Here is a 21058-nt window from a genome sequence, read left to right on the forward strand (position 1 = left end):
GCCTGCGATTATGCAGGGCTCACGCGGGCGGGTCGCCGGGGCCGGGCCGACCCCGGCAGGCCATATCCGGACATTGCGATCAGGATGGAGGGAGCAAGGAGACAGAGAGGGGCGGCCATGGCCCAGGAAACGGCCCCCAGCGCGCCCGCCGCGCCCGCTCCCGGCTCGGGCCAGGAGCGGCGGACCCTGCTCGTCGCCATCGGCGCGCTGCTGCTCGGTCTGCTGCTCGCCGCGCTCGACCAGACCATCGTCTCCACCGCCCTGCCGACCATCGTCAGCGACCTCGGCGGGATGGAACACCTGTCGTGGGTGGTCACGGCGTACATGCTGGCCGCCACCGCCGCGACCCCGCTGTGGGGCAAACTCGGCGACCAGTACGGCAGGAAGAAGCTGTTCCAGGCCGCGATCGGGATCTTCCTGGTCGGCTCCGCGCTCTGCGGCGTCGCCCAGAACATGCCGCAGCTGATCGGCTTCCGGGCGCTCCAGGGCCTGGGCGGCGGCGGACTCATCGTGCTGTCGATGGCGATCGTCGGCGACCTGGTGCCGCCGCGCGAACGCGGGCGCTACCAGGGCCTGTTCGGGGCCGTGTTCGGTGCGACCAGTGTGCTCGGCCCGCTGCTGGGCGGGCTGTTCACCCAACACCTCAGCTGGCGCTGGGTGTTCTACGTCAACCTGCCGGTCGGCGTGGTGGCGCTGCTGGTGATCGCGGCGGTGCTGCACATTCCCGGACGCGGCAACCGGCACACCATCGACTACCTCGGCACCTTCCTCATCGCGGCGGTGGCGACCTGTCTGGTGCTGGTGGCCTCGCTCGGCGGCACCACCTGGGCCTGGGGGTCGGCGCCGATCATCGGGCTCGCGGCGCTGGGGGCGGTGCTGCTGGTGGCGTTCGTCGCGGTGGAGCGCCGGGCGGTGGAGCCGGTCATCCCGCTGAAGCTGTTCCGGATCCGCACGTTCACGCTCGTCGCGGTCATCAGCTTCGTCATCGGCTTCGCGATGTTCGGGGCGATGACCTATCTGCCGACGTTCCTCCAGGTCGTCCAGGGCATCACGCCGACCATGTCCGGGGTGCACATGCTGCCGATGGTCTTCGGCATGCTGCTCACCTCGACCGCGTCGGGCCAGATCGTCTCGCGCACCGGCCGCTGGAAGGTGTTCCCCATCGCGGGCACGGCCGTGGTGACGGTGGGGCTGATGCTGCTGCACCGGCTCAGCGAGTCGAGCTCCACCTGGCAGATGAGCGCGTCCTTCTTCGTCTTCGGCGCCGGACTCGGCCTGGTGATGCAGGTCCTCGTCCTCGTCGTCCAGAACGCGGTGAGCTACGCCGACCTGGGCGTCGCCACCTCCGGGGCGACCTTCTTCCGCTCGATCGGCGCCTCCTTCGGCGTGGCGATCTTCGGCACCATCTTCACCAACCGGCTCAGCGGCAAACTCGCCGACGCGCTGGCGGGCCAGCCGCTGCCGCCCGGCACCGGCCCCGCCCAGGTCGCCGCCGACCCGCACACGATCGCGGCCCTGCCGCCCCGGCTGCGCCCGCCGGTGCTGCACGCGTACGCGCAGTCGATCACCGACGTCTTCCTCTACGCGGTCCCGGTCACCCTGCTCGCCTTCGCGGTCGCCTGGTTCCTGCGCGAGGACAAGCTGCGCGGCGCGGTCACCGCGCCCGACGCCAGCCAGACCGTGGCGTCCAATCCCGTCGAGCGCTCCTCGTACGACGAGTGCGCGCGGGCGCTGTCCGTGCTGGGCACCCGGGAGGGCCGCCGGGAGATCTACCAGGAGATCACCGACCGCGCCGGGCTCGACCTGCTGCCCGCCGCGAGCTGGCTGCTGCTGCGCATCCAGCACGACGGCTCGGTGCGGCCGGCCCTGCTCGCCGACCGTACGCCCGTACCGCTCCCGGTGATCACCGAGGCCGCCCGGCAGATCGAGGAACGCGGCCTGGCCCGCCGTGAGGGGCTGGCGCTGCGCCACACGGACGCCGGCCGCGCGACGGCCGAACGGCTGGCCGGGGCCCGTGAGGAGTCCCTCGCCGCACTCCTCGGCGACTGGTGGGGCCCGGACCGCCCGACCGACCTGGTCAAGCTGGTGGAGGAGCTGACCGCCGAGCTGTGCGGCTCGGACCGGGAGGGCCCGCGCGGACCGCAGCCGAGGCGCGACCACGCCCGGTGAACACGATGGACGGGCTCGACGCGGCGCGGTGCGCGCGGCCGGGGCGCACCGGCGCACCGGGCGTCGCCGCCCTCACAGCTCCTTCGCGAACCAGCGCTCCGCGAACTCCCGCCCCGCGTCGTACGGTTCGACCTCCCGGTAGCCGTTCTTCGCGTACAGCGTGCGCGCCTCGATCAGGTCGTGGCGGGTGTCCAGGGCGACCCGGCGGGCGCCCAGCCTGCGGGCGGCCGTCTCCAGGGCGGTGAGCAGGGCCGCGCCGCCGCCGGTGCCGCGCAGCTCCGGGCGGACGAAGACCCGGGTCAGCTCGGCGGTGGCCGGGGCCGTGCCGTCGATGACCGGCGCGGTCTCGCAGAGCAGGACACCGCCGCACGCCCCGGCGACGCCGGCGCGCCTGCCCACCACGAAGTCGCCCAGCGGCGGACGCAGCCGTTCGGCGCCGTCGTCGGTCAGTCCCCGCCGTATCTCCTCGGCGGTGGCCGGGCGCCCGTACCAGCGGCTCGCCACCTCGTCGTAGTAGTCGCGGCGCAGCAGGGCCGCGTCGGGGGTGTCGTAGGGCTCGCGGGTCATGATCCAACTCATGGGCGCCTGCCTATCCGACGCGAGTGCCGTTTGGCCAGCGATTTCCCGGCAACCCGGGCTGATGGACCCTCTACGGACTCCCGCGGAGCCCCGCGCGGTGCCGTGGAACCCCTACCGGGAAGGCAGACATGACCACGATCGTGATCGTCGTCCTGATCGCGGTGCTCGCCCTGGCCGTCCTGGCCGCGGCGGTACGGCTCGCCGTGCGGCGCTCGGCGACCGGAGAGCGCGGGCTGCGCCGCCGCTTCGGCCCCGAGTACGAGCGGGCGGTCGTCCTGCACGACGGCGACCGGCGCGCGGCCGAACGCGAGCTCGGCGAGCGGCTGAAGCGGCACGGCGCGCTGACCGAGCGCCCGCTGCCGCCCGAGGCGCGCGAGCGCTACCTCGTCCGCTGGGCGGGCGTCCAGGAGCAGTTCGTCGACTCGCCCCGGCACGCGGCCGAGGCGGCCGACAAGCTGGTGGCGCAACTCGCCGAGGAGCGCGGCTTCCCGGCGGCCAAGGCGTACGACGACCAGCTCGCGGCGCTCTCCGTGCACCACGCCGGACAGCTCGACGGCTACCGCCGGGTGCACCGCGCGGCGCGGGGCACGGGCGACACGGAGGAGATGCGCGAGGCGGTCGTCGAGGCCCGCAGCCTCTTCGAGGAGCTGCTGACCGCGGGCCCGCGCCACGCCCAGCCGACCCGCCGCCCGGTCCTGCCGAAGCGGCACGCCAAGAGGAGCGCGGCATGAAGGACGCACCGGAACCGCCGAACGCACCGCACACGCCGGACGCCGCGCGGGGCCCGGACCGGGTGCCCTCCGCCGTACCGCCCGCCAACGACGACGAACTGCGGGGCGCGCCCGGCACCGAGCCGAGGCTGGAGGACGGCACCGGCGCCACCGGCGCCACCGGCACCGGCCCGCGCCTCCAGGGCGGCTCCGCGGGCGAGCCCCCGGTCCCGCCGCCGCCCCCGGACCTCGCCCCCGCCCCGCTGCTGTCCGCCGAGGAGCGGGACCAGTGGACGCTGCGGCTGCGCCGGGCCGTGAGCGGCTTCGTGGACGAGCCGCAGCGGGCCGTGGAGGAGGCCGACGCGGTACTGGGCGAAGCCTCCGCGCGGGTCGCCGAACTGGTCAAGGAGCGGCGCCGGTCCGCGCCGGCCAAGGGCGAGACGGAGGAGCTGCGGCTGGCCCTGCGCGACTGCCGCCGGCTGACCGAGCGCATGCTGGAGCTCTAGGGTGTGTCTTTCGGATCTTGTCGGCTCCGGTCTCGCCGCACTGGCGTAGTGGCCGAGCGGGGTGCGGTGCGTGTGGCTGCAAGGCGGAGGAGGGAGTCGACGCGGAGCGTCGGCGACCGACGACAACGCCGCAGACGCGCGTGCCGCACCCCGCGACCCAGACAAGATCCGAAAGACACGCCTTAGGGCGGACCGGCCCGAGGGCCGCCCCGTTCCCGTCGGGGACGAGGCCCGGAGGCCGGTTCCGTACTCACCCGGTGGCGGGGGCCGGTCGCGCGCACGCGACCGGCCCCCGCCACCGGGGCCGTCGGTCAGCCCTTGGGGCTCGCCTGCTGCACGACCTCGAACGACCACAGCGTGGAGCCGGTCGCGGCGGGCCTGGGGCGCTCGCCCTCCGCCGCGAGGCCCTCGGACGCACCGCCCGCGCCGTGCGCCCCCGCGCCGCGCATCGACGTGGCCATCCACTTCTCGAAGTCCTCCTCGCTGCGCCACCGCGTGTACACGAGGTACTCGTCGGTGCCCTCGACCGGGCGGAGCAGCTCGAACCACTCGAAGCCGTCGGAGTTCTCCACCGAACCGGCCCGCGCGGCGAACCGCTGCTCCAGCACCTCGCGCTGCTCGCTCGGGACCTTCAGGACGTTGATCTTCACGATGCTCATGTACGCACGATACGACCCGCGTTCGGACCGGCGGCGACGGCCGTCCCCGGGGTCCCGTTCCGGTACGTTGCGATGCCGGGTCAAGCCGATTCCGGTCAAATCGTCGATGACAGTCAGGCGAAGAGGGGGTTGCCCGAGTCTCTTCACCGGGGTGGTGCGAGGCTCTAGGGCGGGGCACGCCCCGGCGCCGCACCGGCGTGACGGGCGTACAGCGGACGACCAGAGGAACGGTGGGAGGTTCGGCGGGGCGTGGTGAATGCGGAGCACGGCGGACACGGCAGCGCGGTGGACACACGACCGGCGGACGACCGGACGGGCACGGTCCGGGTCGGCCTGTGGCTGGTCGCCGCGATCCTCGCGATACGGCAGATGGCCCATGTGCTGCGGCTCCCACCCGGCGAGCGGCTGACCGACCTGGAGACCTGGACGGGCGCCAACGGGGTCAACGGGGTGCTGCACATGAAGGGCTCCCTCTACGACCAGGACCACTTCACCGGCACGCCGTTCGCCGGGTTCGTCCTCAAGCCGCTGACCCACTCCGCCGAGGAAGCCCTCGGGGTGGCCTGGACGTTCTCGACGCTGCTGCTCGTCGCGGTGCTCGGCGCCGTCGTCGCCCGCGCGCTGCCGGGGCCCGTGCCGCGGCGCAGCGCGCTGCTGGCCGCGCCGGTCGCCATCAGCCTGCTGATGGTGTCGCTGCCGGTGCGCAACACGCTCACCACCGGCCAGACCAGCATCATCCCGGTCCTGCTGGTGCTGCTGGGCTGCTTCGTGGTGCGCGGGGAGCGCGGCTCGGGGGCGCTGATCGGCGTCGGCGCGGCCCTCCAGCCGACCGTCCTGCTCTTCGTGCCGCTGCTGTGGCTGACCGGGCGCAGACGGGCGGCCGTCTCCACCACCGCCACCTTCGCCGCCGCGACCGCCCTGACCTGGGCGCTCATGCCGCACGACTCCTGGACGTACTGGGTGCACCACGTGGCGGGCGCCGGGCTCGGCGCGCGCCCGGACGGACTGGCCAACCAGTCGCTGCACGGCGCGCTGCTCCGGTTCGGCCTGGAGGGCCCGCTGGAGATCGCGGTGTTCCTGGTGCTGGCCGCCGCCGTCGTCGTGCTCGGCCTGCGCCGGGCGGTCCGCTACGCGCACGACGGCCAGCTGCTGCTCGCCGTCGCCCTCACCGGCTGCGCGGCCGTCGCCGTCTCGCCGACCGCCTGGCAGCACCAGCTGCTGTGGGTGCTGCTCGCGATGGTGGGCCGGGTCGGGACCAAGGCGCGCGACCGGCTGGTGTGGCCGGCCCTGGTGGTCCTGGTGATGACGCTGCCGGGCGCGGTGCTGCTGCCGAACATGGGGCTGCTCCACCCGGTCCGTGACAACGTTCCCCTGCTCACCGCGCTGCTCGCGGCCTGTGTGGTGCCGTTCCTGCCGCGCGCCTCCGAGCACTTCCGGGCGCCCGTCCCCACCACGTACGCGCGCTCGGCCCCGGCCCGCTGGGCCCGCGTCCCGCTGCTGCCGTTCTGGCGCCGGGTGCTGAGCCGCCCCAATCTGCTCCTGGAACTCCTGGTCATCCGGGTCGGCTACTCCGCGTACTCGCACATCCGGCTGGAGGCCACCGCCGGGCGGGAGACGGCGGAGGCGCACGGGCGGACGGTGGTCTCCATCGAGCGCGCCCTGCACATCGACATCGAGCACTGGGCCAACCACACGATCCAGCACGCCAAGTGGCTGCTCTCGTTCTTCAACTTCTACTACGAGACGTTCCACTTCATCATCCCGCTGACGATCCTGGGCGTGCTGTACGTCCGCCGCCCGGCCGACTACCGCTGGGCCCGCTCCGCCCTCGGGTTCGCCACGCTGCTCGGTCTGCTCGGCTTCTGGTTCTTCCCGCTGGCGCCGCCGCGGCTGATGCCCGGCATGGGCTTCATCGACACCGTGCACGGCCCGCAGGACCTGGCGAACCCGGACTACGGGGCGATGACCCAGGTCACCAACCAGTACGCGGCGATGCCCAGTCTGCACTTCGGCTGGTCGCTGTGGTGCGGCGTGGTGATCGTGGTGGTGGCGCCCAAGCTGTGGATGAAGGCGCTCGGCCTGCTCCACCCGCTCTTCACGGTCTGCGCGATCATCACGACCGCCAACCACTGGGTGCTCGACGCACTCGGCGGCGCGGCCGTCGTCGGCGCGGGCTTCGCCCTGGTGTACGTGCTGGCGGGCCCGCGCGGCGTTCAGCGCCCCGGGCTGCCCGCGCCCAGAGCGGCGACATGGGGCGGCAGCGCGATGCCCGCGGGCAGACGGGGGTCCGGCTCCGGCGCGTCGAAGTAGCTCCGCAGCGGCACCACTCCGGCCCACAGACCGAGTTCCCCGTCCGGCCCGTCCCCGTCCTGGGGCGGGCCGGACGCCGTCTTCACCGACGCCTGGGTCAGCTCCAGCGCCAGCAGCGTGGTGGCGGCGAGCTCCTTGCGGCTGGGCCCGCGCGCGTACCCCCACTGCCCCGGCGCGCACTGCTCGGTCAGGATCCGCAGCCCGTGCGCCAGTTCGTCCCCGTCGGTGACCGGCCGGGGCACCCCGTACACCATGGCGCTGCGGTAGTTGACGCCGTGCTCGAAGACCGACCGCGCGAGCACGAGGCCGTCGACGTGCGTCACGGTGACGCAGACGGTCTGCCCGGGGGACCGCACCAGACTGCGGCTGGCGACGGAGCCGTGGACGTAGAGCGTCCGGCTCTCGAAGTCGACCCCGTACACGGTCGGCACGACCATGGGCGCCCCGTCGACGACGACCCCGAGATGGCAGACGAACCCGGCCCGCAGCACGGCGTCCAGGTCCGCGACCTCGACGCTGCCCTGCTCCCGCAGCCGCCGGTGCCGCGTCCGGTCGGTGACGGCCAGCCGGGCGGGTATCTGCTGATCCTGTTCCTTCTCGCTCATTTCCTCACCGATCTCGTTGTGATCAAGTCGTGCGGCAACTGTTTCAGTGGGAAAGCGGGCAGGCAAGGGAGTAGGTGGACCGTGTGGGGATCCGCCGTTCCCGCTACGCGCGTGACGAGCGATGACTACGCTCGGCCACGACACGCATACGGCCCGCTCTGGAGCAGGCGGAGTCCAACGACAGGCTCTCGGCGCACGAGGGGGTACCCGCTGTGGTCCACATCAACATCCTCGATCCGAGCGCCTCGCCGCTCGACTACTACGGCTACGAACTGCGCCGCTACCGCGAGGCCGGCGGTCTCACCCAGAAGCAGCTGGGCGCGGTCATCGCGTACACCGGATCGCTGATCGGCCAGATCGAGACGGCCCGCAAGCTGCCGACGTCCGACTTCAGCGAGCGCGCGGACGCCGCGCTCGGCACCGGCGGGCTGCTGTCCCGGCTGCTGCCGCTGGTACTGCGCAGCCAGCTCCCGGCCTGGTTCCAGCGGGTCGCGGAGCTGGAGTCGCGGGCCACGGCGATCTGTACGTTCCAGGCGCACATGGTGCACGGGCTGCTCCAGACCCGGACGTACGCCCGGGCGGTGCTCGGCGCGATGGACGGGTCCAACCTGGACGGCCGCACGGCGGCCCGGCTGGCGCGGCAGCGGATCCTCGACAAGGCGCGCCCGCCCGGACTGTGGACGATCCTGGGGGAGAGCGCGCTGCTCCAGCAGATCGGCGGGCCGGTGGTGATGCGCGAGCAACTCGCCCACCTGCTGAGCTTCGCGGGCACCCCGCACGTCAACATCCAGGTGCTGCCCCACGACGCCGGCGCGCACGCCGGGCTGCAGGGTTCGTTCAACCTCTACCGGTTCGCCGGGAGCGCCACGATCCTCTACACCGAGGGCTACGGAATGGGGCACCCGACCGCCGATCCGGAGAACGTCAGGGACTGTTCGCTCCGATACGATCATCTCCGGGCAGCCGCCCTGTCGTTGCGCGACTCCGCAGAGCTGATCCGGCAGGTGATGGAGGAGCGCTATGCGGAGCGACAGCTGTGAGCCGCCCGGTACGCAGTGGCGGAAGTCGAGCTACAGCGGCGACCAGGGCGGGGACTGCATAGAGGTGGCCCGCCTCCCGCACGGCCGGGCCGCGGCCGTCCGGGACTCCAAGAATCCGGACGGCCCCGCCATCCTCCTCGGCCGCGCGGCGTTCGCCGCCTTCCTCCGTACCGTCACGGGCTGACCTGGAGCTCCTTGATGCCGTTGAGCCAGGCCGAGCGGAGCCGGCGCGGGTCGCCCGCCAGGGTCAGGTTCGGCAGGGCGTCCGCGATCGCGTGGAAGATCAGGTCGATCTCCAGCACCGCCAGGGACTTGCCGAGGCAGAAGTGCGGGCCCCCGCCCCCGAAGCCCAGGTGCGGGTTGGGGTCGCGCAGGATGTCGAACCGCTCGGGCTCGTCGAAGATCTCGGGGTCGTTGTTGGCGGAGGAGTAGAAGAGGCCGATCCGGTCGCCCGCCTTGATCTTCTGGCCGCCGAGTTCGGTGTCCTGGGTCGCCGTCCGCTGGAAGGAGACCACCGGGGTCGCCCAGCGCACGATCTCCTCCGCCGCCGTCTCGGGGCGCTCGCGCTTGTAGAGCTCCCACTGGTCGGGGTGGGTGAGGAAGGCGTGCATGCCGTGGCTGATCGCGTTGCGGGTGGTCTCGTTGCCCGCGACGGCGAGCAGGATCACGAAGAAGCCGAACTCGTCCGAGGACAGGTTGCCCTGGCCCTCCGCCGCGACCAGCTGCGACACGATGTCCTTGGCCGGGCACTCCTTGCGCTCGGCCGCGAGGTTCATCGCGTACGAGACGAGCTCCATGGCCGCCTCGGCGCCGATCTCCTCCGTGATGGCGTACTCGGGGTCGTCGTACGCCGCCATCTTGTTGGACCAGTCGAAGATCTTCGTACGGTCCCGCTGCGGTACGCCGATGAGCTCGGCGATGGCCTGGAGCGGGAGCTCCACCGCGATGTTGGTGACGAAGTCGAAGGAGTCGCGGCCCTCGGCGCCGGCCAGCGCGGTGTCCACGATCCGGCGGGCCCGGTCGCGCAGGGCGGCCTCCAGCGAGCGGACCGCGCGCGGGGTGAAGCCGCGCTGCACGATCTGGCGCACCCGGGTGTGCTCGGGCGGGTCCATGTTGAGCATGATCAGCCGCTGGACCTCGATCTGGTCGCGGGTGATGTTCTCGTTGAAGCGGATGACGGCCGTGTTGGTGGTGGAGGAGAACAGCTCCGGGTGCGTGGAGACGTATTTGACGTCGGCGTGCCGCGTCACCACCCAGTAGCCGTCGTCGCCGAACCCGGCGATGCCGTGCGGCTGCGCGCACCAGAGGACCGGGGCGGTCTGCCGCGCCTCGGCGAACTCCGGGTGGGGGACGCGGTCCTGGAGCAGGTCGGGGTCGGTGAAGTCGAACCCCTCGGGCAGGTGGGGACAGCGCATCGGCAACAGCTCCATGTCTGGCGGCAGTCCATGTCTGACGACCCATCAGAATTTGACTGAAAGGTAGTAACGGGTTCTAGAAGTCGCAAGGGGGCGTGGGCGATCCGTTGCGGGTGCGGGAGTGCGGCGGGTGTGTGCACAACCCTTGCGTACCGGGGGTAAGTCTCACCAGACTGCAGGCAGAACTAGAACGCGTACTAGTTCGGGCGCCGAGGCTCCGGGAGGCCCGGCGACCGTGCACGGAGCTGAGCAGGACCGAGCTGTGCGAGGAGAGGACGAGCTCATGGCCGCGGAACCCGTCATCGTCGAAGCCGTACGCACGCCGATCGGCAAGCGCGGGGGCGCGCTCGCCAATCTCCATCCCGCCTATCTGCTCGGCGAGACCTACCGCGAGCTGCTCGGGCGCACCGGGATCCACGCGGACTGCGTGGAGCAGATCGTCGGCGGCACCGTCACCCACGCCGGTGAGCAGTCCATGAACCCCGCCCGCACCGCCTGGCTCGCGATGGGGCTGCCGTACGAGACCGCCGCGACCACCGTCGACTGCCAGTGCGGCTCGTCCCAGCAGGCCAGCCACATGGTCGCCAACATGATCGCGGCGGGCGTCGTCGACGTCGGCATCAGCTGCGGCGTGGAGGCGATGTCACGGGTGCCGCTGGGATCCGGGTCCAAGCACGGGCCGGGCAAGCCGTTCCCGGACGAGTGGAACGTCGACCTGCCCAACCAGTTCGAGGCGGCGGAACGGATCGCCCGGCACCGCGGGCTCACCCGCGAACGCGTCGACTCGCTCGGGCTGCTCTCGCAGGAGCGGGCGGCCGTGGCGTGGGGCGAGGAGCGCTTCAAGCGCGAGACCTTCGCCGTCCAGGTGCCCACCACCGAGGACGAGCAGCTCGCCGGGCAGGGCATGTGGCGCCTCGTCGACCGGGACGAGGGGCTGCGGGACACCTCCATGGAGGCGCTGGCGGGGCTGAAGCCCGTCATGCCGAGCGCCGTGCACACGGCCGGGAACTCCTCCCAGATCTCCGACGGCGCCTCGGCGGTCATGTGGGCGTCCAAGCGGATGGCGCGCGCCCTGAAGCTGCGGCCCCGGGCCCGGATCGTGGCCCAGGCGCTCGTCGGGGCCGACCCCCACTTCCACCTCGACGGGCCCGTCGACGCGACGCGGGCGGTGCTGGGGAAGGCCGGGATGTCGCTGCGGGACATCGACGTCGTCGAGATCAACGAGGCGTTCGCGTCGGTGGTGCTGTCCTGGGCGCAGGTCTTCGAGCAGGACCTGGACAAGGTGAACGTCAACGGGGGCGCGATCGCCCTCGGCCATCCGGTCGGCGCGACCGGTGCGCGGCTGATCACCACGGCGCTGCACGAACTGGAGCGGCGGGACCGGGAGTTCGCGTTGGTGACGATGTGTGCGGGGGGTGCGCTGGCTACGGCGACGATTCTGCAGCGCCTGTAGCCCAGCGCGGGGGGCTGCCCCCGGGCCCGTTCTCGGCTGCGGGCCGTGGTCGCTCCTCGCGCCGTTCCCCGCGCCCCTTCACCCGTTTTTGGCTGCGGGCCGTGGTCGCTTCTCGCGCCGTTCCTCGCGCCCCTTCACCCGTTTTTGGCTGCGGGCCGTGGTCGCTTCTCGCGCCGTTCCCCGCGCCCCTTCACCCGTTTTTGGCTGCGGATCGTGGTCGCTTCTCGCGCCGTTCCCCGCGCCCCTTTGAACCCGTTCTCGGCTGCGGGCCGTGGTCGCTCCTCGCGCCGTTCCCCGCGCCCCTTCACCCGTTTTTGGCTGCGGATCCTGGTCGCTTCTCGCGCCGTTCCCCGCGCCCCTAGGCACTCAGGGGCGCGGGGAACTGCGCGCGCGACCCGGCACGGTCCGCAGGCAGGGTGTCAGGGGGCTCAGTACCAGCTGTTCTGCTGCCAGGAGTTCCATGCGGCGCACGGGCTGCCGTAGCGGGAGTTCATGTAGTCCGGGCCCCAGGCGATCTGGGTGGCCGGGTTGGTCTGCCAGTCGGCGCCCTTGGTGGCCATCTTGGAGCCGGGCAGCGCCTGCACCAGCCCGTACGCCCCGCTCGACGGGTTGGACGCGTGGATGTCCCACCCGGACTCGTGGTTGACGATGTTGCTGAAGCACTGGAACTGCGCGGCGCTCGGGATCATCCGCTTGGCCAGACTAAGGTCCTGTGGGGGGCCTCACCTTGTCGGGACCCTCGAAGGTGACCTGGGCCTCGAAGGCCGCGCGCCGGGTGGCCCTGCGCAGCGCCTTGAGCACGGTCGCGCCGAGCGCGAACGTCAGGACGACGGTCAGCGCCGCCCGCCCCAGGTCCCAGCCGAGCGAGGTGGCCGCGCAGTACGCGGCGAACCGCAGCAGGTTCTCGCCCACCGGGTCGCCCGGGTGGAAGGAGATCCCCGACGACATCCCGCCGATGTACGTCCAGCCCTGCAGGTTCATGATCGTGCCGTACGCGAACGACGCCAGGAACCCGTACAGCGCGAGCATCACCAGCTCGGCCCGCCCGCGCAGCCGGTGCGGGCCCGGCAGCAGCCCGGCGCCCAGCGTGAACCAGCCCATCGCCAGCATCTGGAACGGCATCCAGGGGCCCACACCGCCGGTGAGCAGGGCGGACGCGAACATCGTGACCGCGCCGAGCACGAAGCCGAAGCCGGGTCCGAGGACCCGCCCGCTCAGCACCATCAGGAAGAACATCGGCTCCAGACCCGCCGTCCCGGCGCCCAGGGGCCGCAGCGCGGCGCCGACCGCCGCGAGCACGCCGAGCATCGCGACGGCCTTGGCGTCCAGGCCGCCGTCGTCGTCGGCGATGGTGGCGACGACCACGCCCACCAGCAGCGGCAGCAGCGCGCTGAAGAGCCAGGGCGCGTCCTGGGAGTGCGCGAGCCCCGAGCTCTCGTCGGCGAGCAGCGGCCAGCCGAAGGCGGCGACCCCGACGAGCGTGACCAGGACGAGGGCGGCGGTGGCCCGGGGGCCCAGCCGGATCGCGCGGGACCGGCGGGCGGGCGCGGCCGGGGCGGTCATGCCCGCTCCCCGGGCGCCGGGCGGGACAGCGCCTCGCGCACCTGGGTGACCGTGAGCCAGGGGTCCGGGGCCAGGACCTTGGAGACCTGGGGGGCGAACGAGGGCGAGGAGACCACCACGTCCGCCGTCGGGCCGTCCGCGACGACCTCGCCGTCGGCCAGGATCACCACCCGGTGGGCGATCTCGGCGGCCAGTTCCACGTCGTGGGTGGCCAGCACGATCGCATGGCCCTCGGCGGCCAGGGCGCGCAGCACCTCGGCCAGCCGCGCCTTGGCGGCGTAGTCCAGCCCCCGGGTCGGCTCGTCCAGCAGGAGCAGCGGGGGGCGGCCGGTCAGGACCACGGCGAGCGCGAGGGCCAGGCGCTGGCCCTCGGAGAGGTCGCGCGGGTGGGTGTCGTCGGGCACCCCCGGCAGCAGCGCGGTGACCAGCTCCCGGCAGGTGCCGGGGTCCGCGTCCGCGTCGGCGTCGGCCGCCGCGCACTCGGCGGCGACCGTGTCGGCGTACAGCAGGTCGCGCGGCTCCTGCGGTACGAGGCCGACCTCGCGGATCAGTTCGCGCGGGGGCGTGCGGTGCGGGGTGCGGCCGTTGACGGCGACCGTGCCGGTGGTGGGCTCGACCATGCCGACGAGGGTGTTGAGCAGGGTGGACTTGCCCGCGCCGTTGCGGCCCATCAGGGCCACCGTGCGGCCGGGGGCCAGGGTGAGGTCGACCTCGCGCAGCGCGTCCACCCGGGCGCGGCGCACTCCGAGCCGGGCCACGACGGCCGTGTCCTTCGGCCGCGGGGCGGAGTCCCGGCGCAGCCGGGCCAGGGCCGCGCGCAGCCCCCGGTCCGGTGCGGGCCGGGCCGGGGCGGCGGGCCGCTCCGGGGCGGCGGGCGCGTCGGCCGGCTCGCGGGGGACGTACGGGGCGAGCCGGGCGCGCAGGCCGGCGGCCCGGCGGCGGGCGTCCCGCACCGACAGGGGCAGCGGGTCCCAGGACGCGAGGCGGCCCAGGGTCACCACCGGCGGGTGGACCGGGGAGACGGCCATCATCTCGGCCGGTCCGCCGAGCAGCGGCGGGGCCGAGGGGGACGCCATCAGGATCACCCGGTCCGCGTACTGCACGACCCGCTCCAGCCGGTGCTCGGCCATCAGGACCGTGGTGCCCAGGTCGTGGACGAGCCGCTGGAGCACGGAGAGGACCTCCTCGGCCGCCGCCGGGTCGAGGGCGGACGTCGGCTCGTCCAGGACCAGCACCTTCGGGTGCGGGGTGAGGACCGAGCCGATCGCCACCCGCTGCTGCTGGCCGCCGGAGAGCGTGGCGATCGGGCGGTCGCGCAGATCGGCGAGGCCCAGCAGGTCCAGGGTCTCCTCGACGCGGCGGCGCATCACATGGGGGGCCAGGCCCAGCGACTCCATGCCGTACGCCAGCTCGTCCTCGACGGTGTCGGTGACGAAGTGGGCCAGCGGGTCCTGGCCGACCGTGCCCACCAGATCGGCGAGCTCGCGCGGCTTGTGGGTGCGGGTGTCGCGGCCGTCCACGGTGACCCGGCCGCGCAGGACGCCGCCGGTGAAGTGGGGGACCAGGCCCGAGACCGTACCGAGGAGGGTGGACTTGCCGACCCCGGACGGGCCGACCAGCAGCACCAGTTCGCCCTCGGGGACGGTGAGGTCCAGGTCGCGGACGGTGGGCCGGTCGTGGCCCTCGTAGGTGACCGACACCTGCTCGAAGCGGATCACTGCGACTCCTGGGGGGCGGGTGCGGGGCCCGGGGCGTGGGGGGCGGGGGCGACGAAGGCCGGGAGCAGGCCGACCAGGACCGACAGGGCGGGCCACAGCGGCAGCGTCGGGGCGGTGAGCGGGACGACACCGGGGTGCAGGGCCCCCGGCGCGTAGCCGCCCGCCCGGATCATCAGCGCCGCGACCGCCGCGCCGGACCCGGCCACCAGCCAGGCGCGGGCGCCCCACCGCTCGGGGCGGTAGCGGGTGCGGACCGTGCGGCGCCCGCCCAGGCGCAGGCCCGCGAGGGCGGCGGCGAGCCCGGCGAGCAGCACGGGCAGGCCGTAGCCCGCGCCCTCCGCGCCGAGCAGTCCGTACGTACCGGCGCAGACGCCGAGGAGCCCGCCCAGGGTGAGGACGGTGGTGGTGCGGCGGACGGCGGGCGGGACCTGCGCGGTGCGGCCGTAGCCGCGGGCGTCCATCGAGGCGGCCACCGCGACCGAACGCTCCAGGGCGCCCTCCAGGACCGGCAGGCCGATCTGCAGGATCGCCCGGACGCCCCCGGTGGGCCGGCCGCGCAGCCGCCGGGCGGTGCGCAGCCTCGCCACGTCGGCGACCATGTTCGGCGCGAACGTCATGGCGACGACGACCGCCACCCCGGCCTCGTACAGCGCGCCCGGCAGGGACTTGAGGAGCCGGGCCGGGTTGGCGAGCGCGTTGGCGGCGCCCACGCAGATGAGGAGCGCGGCCAGCTTGGCGCCGTCGTACAGCGCGAACAGCGTGCCCTCGGCGGTGACCCGGCCGCCGATCCGGATCCCCTTCGCCCAGTCGGGCAGCGGGGCCTCGGGCAGGGTGACCAGGGTGTGGCTGCCGGGGATCGGGGAGCCGAGCACGATGTTGAAGAGCAGCCGCACAGCCACGACGGTGAGGCCGAGCTTCACGAACGCGGTGTACGAGCGGGCCCAGGGCGCGTCCGTGCGGCGCGCCGCCACCACATAGCCCGCCACTCCCACCAGCAGGGCCAGCAGCAGCGGGTTGGTGGTGCGGGAGGCGGCCGTGGCCAGGCCCAGCGCCCACAGCCACCAGGCTCCCGGGTGCAGGGCCCGGGAGCGGGTGGCGCGGGGCGCCCGCAGGACTTCGGCTCGCTTGGGGGACATCGGGGCCGGTCAGGTCCGGCGGCGGGAGCGCCACAGCGCGGCGCCCGCGAGGGCGACGACGGCCGCCCCGCCCGCGATCAGGCCCACGGAGGGGCCCGAGTCGTCCTTCTCGGCCGCCGGGGCCGCCGTCTTGGCCGGGTCCGGCCTCGTCGCCGACACCTGCTCGCCGCACCCGGTGCGCGGGTAGCCCGCGATCGCGCAGAGCAGGGCCGCGCTGTTGTAGCGCAGCGGCTTGGCCACGGCGGCCAGCGCGTCGGCCGTCGTCGCGTCCTCGGACACCTGGGCGCAGACGGTGCGCGGCGCCGGGGGCGTCTCGCCGCCGGGGGCGTCCTGCGCGGTGCCGAAGTCGATCGCCAGCGCGATCCGCTTGCGGCCCTCCTTCGCCGGGGTCGAGGCGCACACCTCGGCGAACGACGGGGCGGGGCGCGGGGTCGCCGCGTCCTTGGAGTCGGCGCTCACCGCGAACCGGAAGCCCTGGACGTCGCCGTCCGAGGGGTGCGCGGTGGCCGGGCCCTGCGTGGCGTACGTCCAGGCCGTGCCCTGGCGGTCCCAGAACGACCAGTACCGGTATCCGGTGGCGTGCGCCGTCCCCGCCCCGGCCCCGACCGTGAGGGTCAGGGCGAGGAGGGGGGCGGCGAGGACCGCGCGCGCGAGCCCGGCGCGGCTCACCGCTGGGCGTTCTTCTTGCGGGCGCTGACCAGGAAGCCGACGCCGACGCTGGCCACGAAGAAGACGCCGACGATCCACCACTTGGAGAGGCCGGAGTCGTCCTTCTTCTTGGCGCTGTCCTGCTCCGCCACGGCCGAGCCGCTCTGCTCGGCGCTCGCGCCCTGCGGCGCCGGGCCGGTCGCGTTCAGCTGGGCCACCAGGTCGGCGCCGCCGAACTTGCGGGGGTCGGCGCCGGTCGCGTTGGCGGCGAGGACGAGCTGGGCGTAGGCGGCCGGGCCGTTGTCCTTGGCCCAGCCGGAGGCGTTCTGCTGGAGCCAGCGCAGCGACTGCTCGGCCGGGGCCTTCTGGCCGTCGGCGGCGAGGGCGACGACCGCGTCGGCGGTGTTGCCGTAGTCGGGCTGGCTCTCGGCGCCCGGCATCGCGGAGTTGAGGTGGCCGGACTTGGCCATCGTGCGGACGAGGTAGGCGGCGCCGTTGTGCGCGGCCTGCTCCACGGTGGTGGCCTTCTCGCAGGCGGTGCCCTTGGCGTCGACGTGCCCGGCGGTCGCGGCCAGGCCCTTGCCGTACGCGGCGGTCACGGCGGCGGCGCTGGCGTCGCCGTTCGCGGAGAGCTTCCCGGTCTTGAGGTCCGGCTGGTAGGCGAAGGCGCCCGAGCCGGGGGTGCTGTCGCACGGCATCGCGAACGTCAGCAGCGCGTCCAGCGGCGACTTGCCGCCCTTGGCGGACCTGGCGTCGGCGGGCTTCTCACCGGCGGCGGCGAGCGCGCCGATCACCACGGAGGTGGAGTTGGCGTCGCTCTTGCCGCCCGGGTTGTAGGCGAAGCCGCCGTCCTCGTTCTGGACGCTCTTCAGCCAGGAGACGCCCTTCTTCACGGCGTCGGTGTGGCCGCCGAGTGCCACCAGGGCCTGGACGGCGGCGGAGGTGGCGTTGGTGTCCAGCATCGTCTTGGCGTCGCACGGCTTGGCGGCGTCGGCGCGGTACGAGGGGAAGGCGCCGGTGTCGCACTGCTGGCCCGCCAGCCAGGCGACGGCCTTGGCGGCGGGCTGCACGCCGACGGTGCTCTGGGCGAGCAGGGCGAGCGACTGGCGCCACACGCCGTCGAACGCCGGGTCCTTGGTGCCGTACAGCCCCTGCGGGAGCGCCGTCGGGGCGGCGGGCGAGGGCGCGCCGTCCGCGAAGGCGGCCGGGGCCGCACCCAGGACGACGGTGGCGGCGGCGATCGCTGCGGCGCAGCGGCGTACGGTCATGGCGGGCGGTGCCTCTCCTGCGGGAAGCCGGGCAGGCGGGCGCGGGGGCACGCACGGCTCCGGCTCCGTGTACCTCGACGGGGCCGGCCACCGACGTCTTGCCGATGACCTTGTGGGCCGCCCATGCCCCGGGCCGGACCACTCCGGATGCGCACCGGCGTCCCCCGTACGGACATGTTCGACCAGCCCACTGTACCGGCCGCCGCACCGGCCGCCCCGCTGGGCGGGGGTGGCTCAGGCGGGGCCGGGAGCGGCCGGTACCGCCCGGTAGGCCAGGGGGTGCGTGCCCGGGGCCGGTTCCGCCAGGCCCTCCTTCACCAGGCGCCGCACATGGGCCTCCGCCTCCGACACCGCGATGTTGCGGGAGCCCGGGGGGATCTCGGGCCAGGGGCGGTTCCACTCCATGCGGACCGCCAGCTGCCAGGGGGTGAGGGGGGTGGCCGAGAGCAGCGCCAGCAGGTCGTGGAGGCGGGACTCGTGGTGGGCGAGGAGTTCGCGCACCCGGCCCGCCGCGTCGGTGAAGGCGTGCTGGTGGGCGGGGAGCACCTCGGCGGCGCCGAGCCGGGCCACCCGTTCCAGGGAGGAGAGGTAGTCGCCCAGGGGGTCGGTGGCGGTGGCGTCGTCGGGGTCCTCGTACAGGCCGATGTGGGGGGTGATCCCGGGCAGCAGATGGTCGCCGGAGAACAGCCGGCCGTGGCCGGGGCGGTCGGCGGGGTGGCGTTCTTCCAGGTGGAGGCAGACGTGGCCGGGGGTGTGGCCGGGGGTCCAGACGGCCCGCAGCCGGCGGCCGGGCAGCGGGAGCAGGTCGCCGGGGACGATGTCCCGGTCGGGCAGCGCGGCCCGCAGGCCGGGCAGGGTGCGGGCGGCGCCCCGGGCCCGCGCCGCCCGCAGCGGCGCGGTGTGTTCGGGCGGCGCCCCGACCGCCGCCAGTTTGTCGGTGAGGTAGTCGAGCCAGGCGCCGGGTGCGGCCTCGCGGGTGCGCCGGACGACGGCCGTGTCCGCCGGGTGCATCGCCAGCCACGCGCCGGACGCCTCGCGCACCTTGCCGGAGAGGCCGTGGTGGTCGGGGTGGTGGTGGGTGAGCACGACGCCGTGGATCTCGGTGACGGCGGTGCCGAGCCGGGTGAGGCCGTCGCTCAGCACGGTCCAGGAGGCGGGGTCGTCCCAGCCGGTGTCGATGAGCACGGGTCCCCGGTCGGTGTCCACCACGTACACCAGGGTGTGCCCGAGCGGGTTGTCCGGGATGGGGACGGCGAGGGAGTGGACGCCTCCGCCGTGGTCGCTCACCGGGGGCCGTTGCGTCATGGGGCAGCCTCGTCTCCGGGAGCCGCGCAGGGCACCCCGCTCTGGTCGTCCGCCGGGCCGTTCGGGGCCGCCCGGTCAGACTAGAACTTGTTCCAGTAGACCCTCAAGGGGGCTGCTCGGCCCGTGGACTCTCACCAGTGGAACTGGTATCAGTTCAGGCAGATCTGAAATGCCGTCAGAAAGCGGTCCGGAGCGGACCGGAGCGGGAGGCGCCAGACCATGACCGATGCCAGGAACGATCTCGTGGAACACGCGCGGCTCTACATCGGCGGGGAGCTGACCGACCCCCTCGGCACCGACGTCATCGAGGTGGTCTCGCCCCACACCGAGCAGGTCATCGGCCGGGTGCCGCACGCCTCCCGGGCCGACGTCGACCGCGCGGTGGCCGCCGCGCGCCGGGCCTTCGACGCGGGCCCCTGGCCGCGCGCCACCCTGGACGAGCGGATCGCCGTCGTCGGCCGCATCAAGGACGCCATCGCCGTGCGCCACGAGGAGCTGGCCCGGACCATCAGCGCCCAGAACGGCTCCCCGTACTCCTGGAGCGTCCTCGCCCAGGCGCTCGGCGCGATGATGGTGTGGGACTCGGCGATCACCGTGGCGCGCTCCTTCCCTTACGAGGAGCGGCGGGCCGGGGCGCTCGGGCCGATCCTGGTGCGGCGCGAGCCGGTCGGGGTGGTGGCGGCCGTGGTGCCGTGGAACGTGCCGCAGTTCGTGGCCGCCGCCAAGCTGGCGCCCGCGCTGCTCGCCGGGTGCTCGGTGGTGCTCAAGCCGTCGCCCGAGACGCCGCTCGACGCGTACCTGCTCGGCGAGATCGCCCGCGAGGCCGGGCTGCCGGAGGGGGTGCTCTCCATCCTGCCGGCCGACCGCGAGGTCAGCGAGTACCTGGTGGGGCACCCGGACGTGGACAAGGTGTCGTTCACCGGGTCGGTGGCGGCCGGGCGGCGCGTCATGGAGGTCGCCGCGCGCAACCTCACCCGGGTCACCCTGGAGCTGGGCGGCAAGTCCGCCGCCGTCGTGCTGCCCGACGCCGACCTTGCGGCGACGGTGGCCGGGGTGGTCCCGGCCGCGTGGATGAACAACGGGCAGGCGTGCGTGGCCCAGACCCGCATCCTGGCGCCCGCGAGCCGCTACGACGAGTTCGCCGAGGCGTTCGCGGCGGCGGCCGGGGAGCTGGTCGTCGGCGACCCGCTCGACCCGGCGACCCAGGTGGGCCCGCTGGTCGCCGAGCGCCAGCGGCGCCGCTCGCTCGACTACATCCGGATCGGCCAGGAGGAGGGCGCCAAGATCCTGGCGGGCGGCGGCCGTCCGGCCGGCTGCGACCGGGGCTGGTACGTCGAGCCGACGCTCTTCGGGGGCGTCGACAACTCCATGCGGATCGCCCGCGAGGAGATCTTCGGACCGGTGATCTGCCTGCTGCCGTACGGGGACGAGGAGGAGGCGCTGCGGATCGCCAACGACTCCGAGTACGGGCTGAGCGGCAGCGTGTGGACCGCCGACGCCGAGCACGGCGTCGACTTCGCCCGCCGGGTGCGCACCGGCACCTTCAACGTGAACACCTTCAGCCTCGACATGCTCGGCCCGTTCGGCGGCTACAAGAACTCCGGCCTGGGGCGGGAGTTCGGGCCCGAGGGGCTCGGGGAGTACCTGGAGCACAAGATGATCCACCTGCCGGCCGGGTACCCGGACGCGGCGGCGGGCGGGGGCGAGGCGTGATGGGGGACCGCTGGCACGTCGAGGTCGACCGGAGCGTGTGCATCGGCTCCGGCATGTGCGTGAACACCGCGCCCGGCGGATTCGCCCTGGACACCGCCCGCCAGTCGCGCCCGCAGGCCCCGGACACCGACGCCAACGAGCAGGTCCTGGCGGCTGCCGAGGGGTGCCCGGTGGAGGCGATCAGCATCACCCTGCGCGACTCGGGGGAGCCGGTCTTCCCGCCGGAGGAGTGAGCGGCCCGCAGCCGCCCGGGATCAACTC

19 protein-coding genes and 1 pseudogene are annotated in these 21058 nt (G+C 74.0%); 9 read left to right on the forward strand and 11 right to left on the reverse strand.

What is annotated here, in order from left to right:
• Positions 1 to 117: 117 nt before the first annotated feature.
• Positions 118 to 2169: a DHA2 family efflux MFS transporter permease subunit gene (locus tag AB5J87_RS24420; RefSeq protein WP_369379285.1), complete on the forward strand. Its 2052-nt coding sequence runs from the start codon at positions 118 to 120 to the stop codon at positions 2167 to 2169.
• Between the two features lie 72 nt (positions 2170 to 2241).
• Here AB5J87_RS24420 and AB5J87_RS24425 read toward each other — a convergent pair whose 3' ends face one another.
• Complete coding sequence (locus AB5J87_RS24425; protein ID WP_369379287.1) at positions 2242 to 2748, reverse strand: GNAT family N-acetyltransferase; 507 nt, start codon at positions 2746 to 2748, stop codon at positions 2242 to 2244.
• A gap of 128 nt (positions 2749 to 2876) precedes the next feature.
• On the opposite strand from AB5J87_RS24425, the gene AB5J87_RS24430 reads away from it, so the two are divergent.
• Together AB5J87_RS24430 and AB5J87_RS24435 are read left to right on the forward strand one after the other, a co-directional pair.
• Entirely contained in the window at positions 2877 to 3479 is a 603-nt protein-coding gene (locus AB5J87_RS24430; RefSeq protein WP_369379289.1) for a hypothetical protein, read from the forward strand.
• The gene (locus AB5J87_RS24435) at positions 3476 to 3964 is read left to right on the forward strand and encodes a hypothetical protein (RefSeq protein WP_369379291.1); all 489 of its coding nucleotides are present in this window, start codon (positions 3476 to 3478) and stop codon (positions 3962 to 3964) included. The genes AB5J87_RS24430 and AB5J87_RS24435 overlap by 4 nt, the downstream gene beginning before the upstream one ends.
• 311 nt (positions 3965 to 4275) lie before the next feature.
• Here AB5J87_RS24435 and AB5J87_RS24440 read toward each other — a convergent pair whose 3' ends face one another.
• Positions 4276 to 4623 carry an antibiotic biosynthesis monooxygenase gene (locus tag AB5J87_RS24440; RefSeq protein WP_369379293.1) on the reverse strand — a complete coding sequence of 116 codons (348 nt, stop codon included), beginning with the start codon at positions 4621 to 4623 and terminating at the stop codon, positions 4276 to 4278.
• Between the two features lie 369 nt (positions 4624 to 4992).
• On the opposite strand from AB5J87_RS24440, the gene AB5J87_RS24445 reads away from it, so the two are divergent.
• A complete protein-coding gene (locus tag AB5J87_RS24445) occupies positions 4993 to 6933 on the forward strand; it encodes a bifunctional glycosyltransferase 87/phosphatase PAP2 family protein (RefSeq protein WP_369383658.1) in 1941 nt (646 codons plus the stop codon).
• Here AB5J87_RS24445 and AB5J87_RS24450 read toward each other — a convergent pair.
• Entirely contained in the window at positions 6837 to 7538 is a 702-nt protein-coding gene (locus AB5J87_RS24450; RefSeq protein ID WP_369379295.1) for a pyridoxamine 5'-phosphate oxidase family protein, read from the reverse strand. The two genes, AB5J87_RS24445 and AB5J87_RS24450, sit on opposite strands and share 97 nt — an antisense overlap.
• A gap of 212 nt (positions 7539 to 7750) precedes the next feature.
• Between AB5J87_RS24450 and AB5J87_RS24455 the strand changes: the two genes are divergently transcribed.
• A complete protein-coding gene (locus AB5J87_RS24455) occupies positions 7751 to 8578 on the forward strand; it encodes a helix-turn-helix domain-containing protein (RefSeq protein WP_369379297.1) in 828 nt (275 codons plus the stop codon).
• On the forward strand, positions 8559 to 8762 hold the full coding sequence (locus AB5J87_RS24460; RefSeq protein WP_369379299.1) for a DUF397 domain-containing protein: 204 nt from the start codon (positions 8559 to 8561) through the stop codon (positions 8760 to 8762). Before AB5J87_RS24455 ends, AB5J87_RS24460 begins: the two co-directional genes overlap by 20 nt.
• On the opposite strand, the gene AB5J87_RS24465 is transcribed toward AB5J87_RS24460, so the two are convergent.
• Complete coding sequence (locus tag AB5J87_RS24465; RefSeq protein ID WP_369379301.1) at positions 8752 to 9993, reverse strand: cytochrome P450; 1242 nt, start codon at positions 9991 to 9993, stop codon at positions 8752 to 8754. The genes AB5J87_RS24460 and AB5J87_RS24465 overlap by 11 nt on opposite strands.
• 283 nt (positions 9994 to 10276) lie before the next feature.
• Between AB5J87_RS24465 and AB5J87_RS24470 the strand changes: the two genes are divergently transcribed.
• On the forward strand, positions 10277 to 11446 hold the full coding sequence (locus tag AB5J87_RS24470; RefSeq protein ID WP_369379303.1) for a steroid 3-ketoacyl-CoA thiolase: 1170 nt from the start codon (positions 10277 to 10279) through the stop codon (positions 11444 to 11446).
• 428 nt (positions 11447 to 11874) lie between these two features.
• Here the strand turns inward: AB5J87_RS24470 and AB5J87_RS24475 are convergent.
• The 7 genes and pseudogenes from AB5J87_RS24475 to AB5J87_RS24505 form a co-directional block, all read right to left on the reverse strand.
• Positions 11875 to 12150: pseudogene (locus AB5J87_RS24475) on the reverse strand (transglycosylase SLT domain-containing protein); the annotation flags it as partial.
• Positions 12149 to 13009, reverse strand: a complete 861-nt coding sequence (locus AB5J87_RS24480) for an ECF transporter S component (RefSeq protein ID WP_369379305.1) — start codon at positions 13007 to 13009, stop codon at positions 12149 to 12151. The pseudogene AB5J87_RS24475 and the gene AB5J87_RS24480, both read right to left, overlap by 2 nt.
• On the reverse strand, positions 13006 to 14727 hold the full coding sequence (locus AB5J87_RS24485; protein ID WP_369379307.1) for an ABC transporter ATP-binding protein: 1722 nt from the start codon (positions 14725 to 14727) through the stop codon (positions 13006 to 13008). Before AB5J87_RS24485 ends, AB5J87_RS24480 begins: the two co-directional genes overlap by 4 nt.
• Positions 14724 to 15863, reverse strand: coding sequence for an energy-coupling factor transporter transmembrane protein EcfT (locus AB5J87_RS24490; RefSeq protein WP_369379309.1), 1140 nt, complete (start codon positions 15861 to 15863; stop codon positions 14724 to 14726). The genes AB5J87_RS24485 and AB5J87_RS24490 overlap by 4 nt, the downstream gene beginning before the upstream one ends.
• 9 nt (positions 15864 to 15872) lie before the next feature.
• Entirely contained in the window at positions 15873 to 16481 is a 609-nt protein-coding gene (locus AB5J87_RS24495) for an SCO2322 family protein (RefSeq protein WP_369383659.1), read from the reverse strand.
• 47 nt (positions 16482 to 16528) lie between these two features.
• Positions 16529 to 17779 carry a prenyltransferase/squalene oxidase repeat-containing protein gene (locus tag AB5J87_RS24500; RefSeq protein ID WP_369379311.1) on the reverse strand — a complete coding sequence of 417 codons (1251 nt, stop codon included), beginning with the start codon at positions 17777 to 17779 and terminating at the stop codon, positions 16529 to 16531.
• A gap of 234 nt (positions 17780 to 18013) precedes the next feature.
• Positions 18014 to 19084 (reverse strand): MBL fold metallo-hydrolase, encoded by a 1071-nt coding sequence (locus AB5J87_RS24505; RefSeq protein ID WP_369379313.1) that lies wholly within the window; start codon positions 19082 to 19084, stop codon positions 18014 to 18016.
• A 219-nt stretch (positions 19085 to 19303) separates the two neighbouring features.
• Here AB5J87_RS24505 and AB5J87_RS24510 point away from each other — a divergent pair, with 219 nt between their 5' ends.
• Together AB5J87_RS24510 and AB5J87_RS24515 are read left to right on the forward strand one after the other, a co-directional pair.
• Positions 19304 to 20797 carry an aldehyde dehydrogenase gene (locus AB5J87_RS24510; protein ID WP_369379315.1) on the forward strand — a complete coding sequence of 498 codons (1494 nt, stop codon included), beginning with the start codon at positions 19304 to 19306 and terminating at the stop codon, positions 20795 to 20797.
• Positions 20797 to 21030, forward strand: a complete 234-nt coding sequence (locus AB5J87_RS24515) for a ferredoxin (RefSeq protein ID WP_369379317.1) — start codon at positions 20797 to 20799, stop codon at positions 21028 to 21030. Before AB5J87_RS24510 ends, AB5J87_RS24515 begins: the two co-directional genes overlap by 1 nt.
• Positions 21031 to 21058 lie beyond the last annotated feature (28 nt).

This window comes from Streptomyces sp. cg36 (assembly GCF_041080675.1).
Taxonomy (GTDB): domain Bacteria; phylum Actinomycetota; class Actinomycetes; order Streptomycetales; family Streptomycetaceae; genus Streptomyces.

Excerpts from the sequence above, each read along its gene's own strand:
- AB5J87_RS24420 (WP_369379285.1), top strand. The coding sequence starts at position 118 with ATGGCCCAGGAAACGGCCCCCAGCGCGCCCGCCGCGCCCGCTCCCGGC.
- AB5J87_RS24425 (WP_369379287.1), bottom strand. The coding sequence starts at position 2,748 with ATGAGTTGGATCATGACCCGCGAGCCCTACGACACCCCCGACGCGGCC.
- AB5J87_RS24430 (WP_369379289.1), top strand. The coding sequence starts at position 2,877 with ATGACCACGATCGTGATCGTCGTCCTGATCGCGGTGCTCGCCCTGGCC.
- AB5J87_RS24435 (WP_369379291.1), top strand. The coding sequence starts at position 3,476 with ATGAAGGACGCACCGGAACCGCCGAACGCACCGCACACGCCGGACGCC.
- AB5J87_RS24440 (WP_369379293.1), bottom strand. The coding sequence starts at position 4,623 with ATGAGCATCGTGAAGATCAACGTCCTGAAGGTCCCGAGCGAGCAGCGC.
- AB5J87_RS24445 (WP_369383658.1), top strand. The coding sequence starts at position 4,993 with ATGGCCCATGTGCTGCGGCTCCCACCCGGCGAGCGGCTGACCGACCTG.
- AB5J87_RS24450 (WP_369379295.1), bottom strand. The coding sequence starts at position 7,538 with ATGAGCGAGAAGGAACAGGATCAGCAGATACCCGCCCGGCTGGCCGTC.
- AB5J87_RS24460 (WP_369379299.1), top strand. The coding sequence starts at position 8,559 with ATGCGGAGCGACAGCTGTGAGCCGCCCGGTACGCAGTGGCGGAAGTCG.
- AB5J87_RS24465 (WP_369379301.1), bottom strand. The coding sequence starts at position 9,993 with ATGCGCTGTCCCCACCTGCCCGAGGGGTTCGACTTCACCGACCCCGAC.
- AB5J87_RS24470 (WP_369379303.1), top strand. The coding sequence starts at position 10,277 with ATGGCCGCGGAACCCGTCATCGTCGAAGCCGTACGCACGCCGATCGGC.
- AB5J87_RS24480 (WP_369379305.1), bottom strand. The coding sequence starts at position 13,009 with ATGACCGCCCCGGCCGCGCCCGCCCGCCGGTCCCGCGCGATCCGGCTG.
- AB5J87_RS24490 (WP_369379309.1), bottom strand. The coding sequence starts at position 15,863 with ATGTCCCCCAAGCGAGCCGAAGTCCTGCGGGCGCCCCGCGCCACCCGC.
- AB5J87_RS24500 (WP_369379311.1), bottom strand. The coding sequence starts at position 17,779 with ATGACCGTACGCCGCTGCGCCGCAGCGATCGCCGCCGCCACCGTCGTC.
- AB5J87_RS24505 (WP_369379313.1), bottom strand. The coding sequence starts at position 19,084 with ATGACGCAACGGCCCCCGGTGAGCGACCACGGCGGAGGCGTCCACTCC.
- AB5J87_RS24510 (WP_369379315.1), top strand. The coding sequence starts at position 19,304 with ATGACCGATGCCAGGAACGATCTCGTGGAACACGCGCGGCTCTACATC.
- AB5J87_RS24515 (WP_369379317.1), top strand. The coding sequence starts at position 20,797 with ATGGGGGACCGCTGGCACGTCGAGGTCGACCGGAGCGTGTGCATCGGC.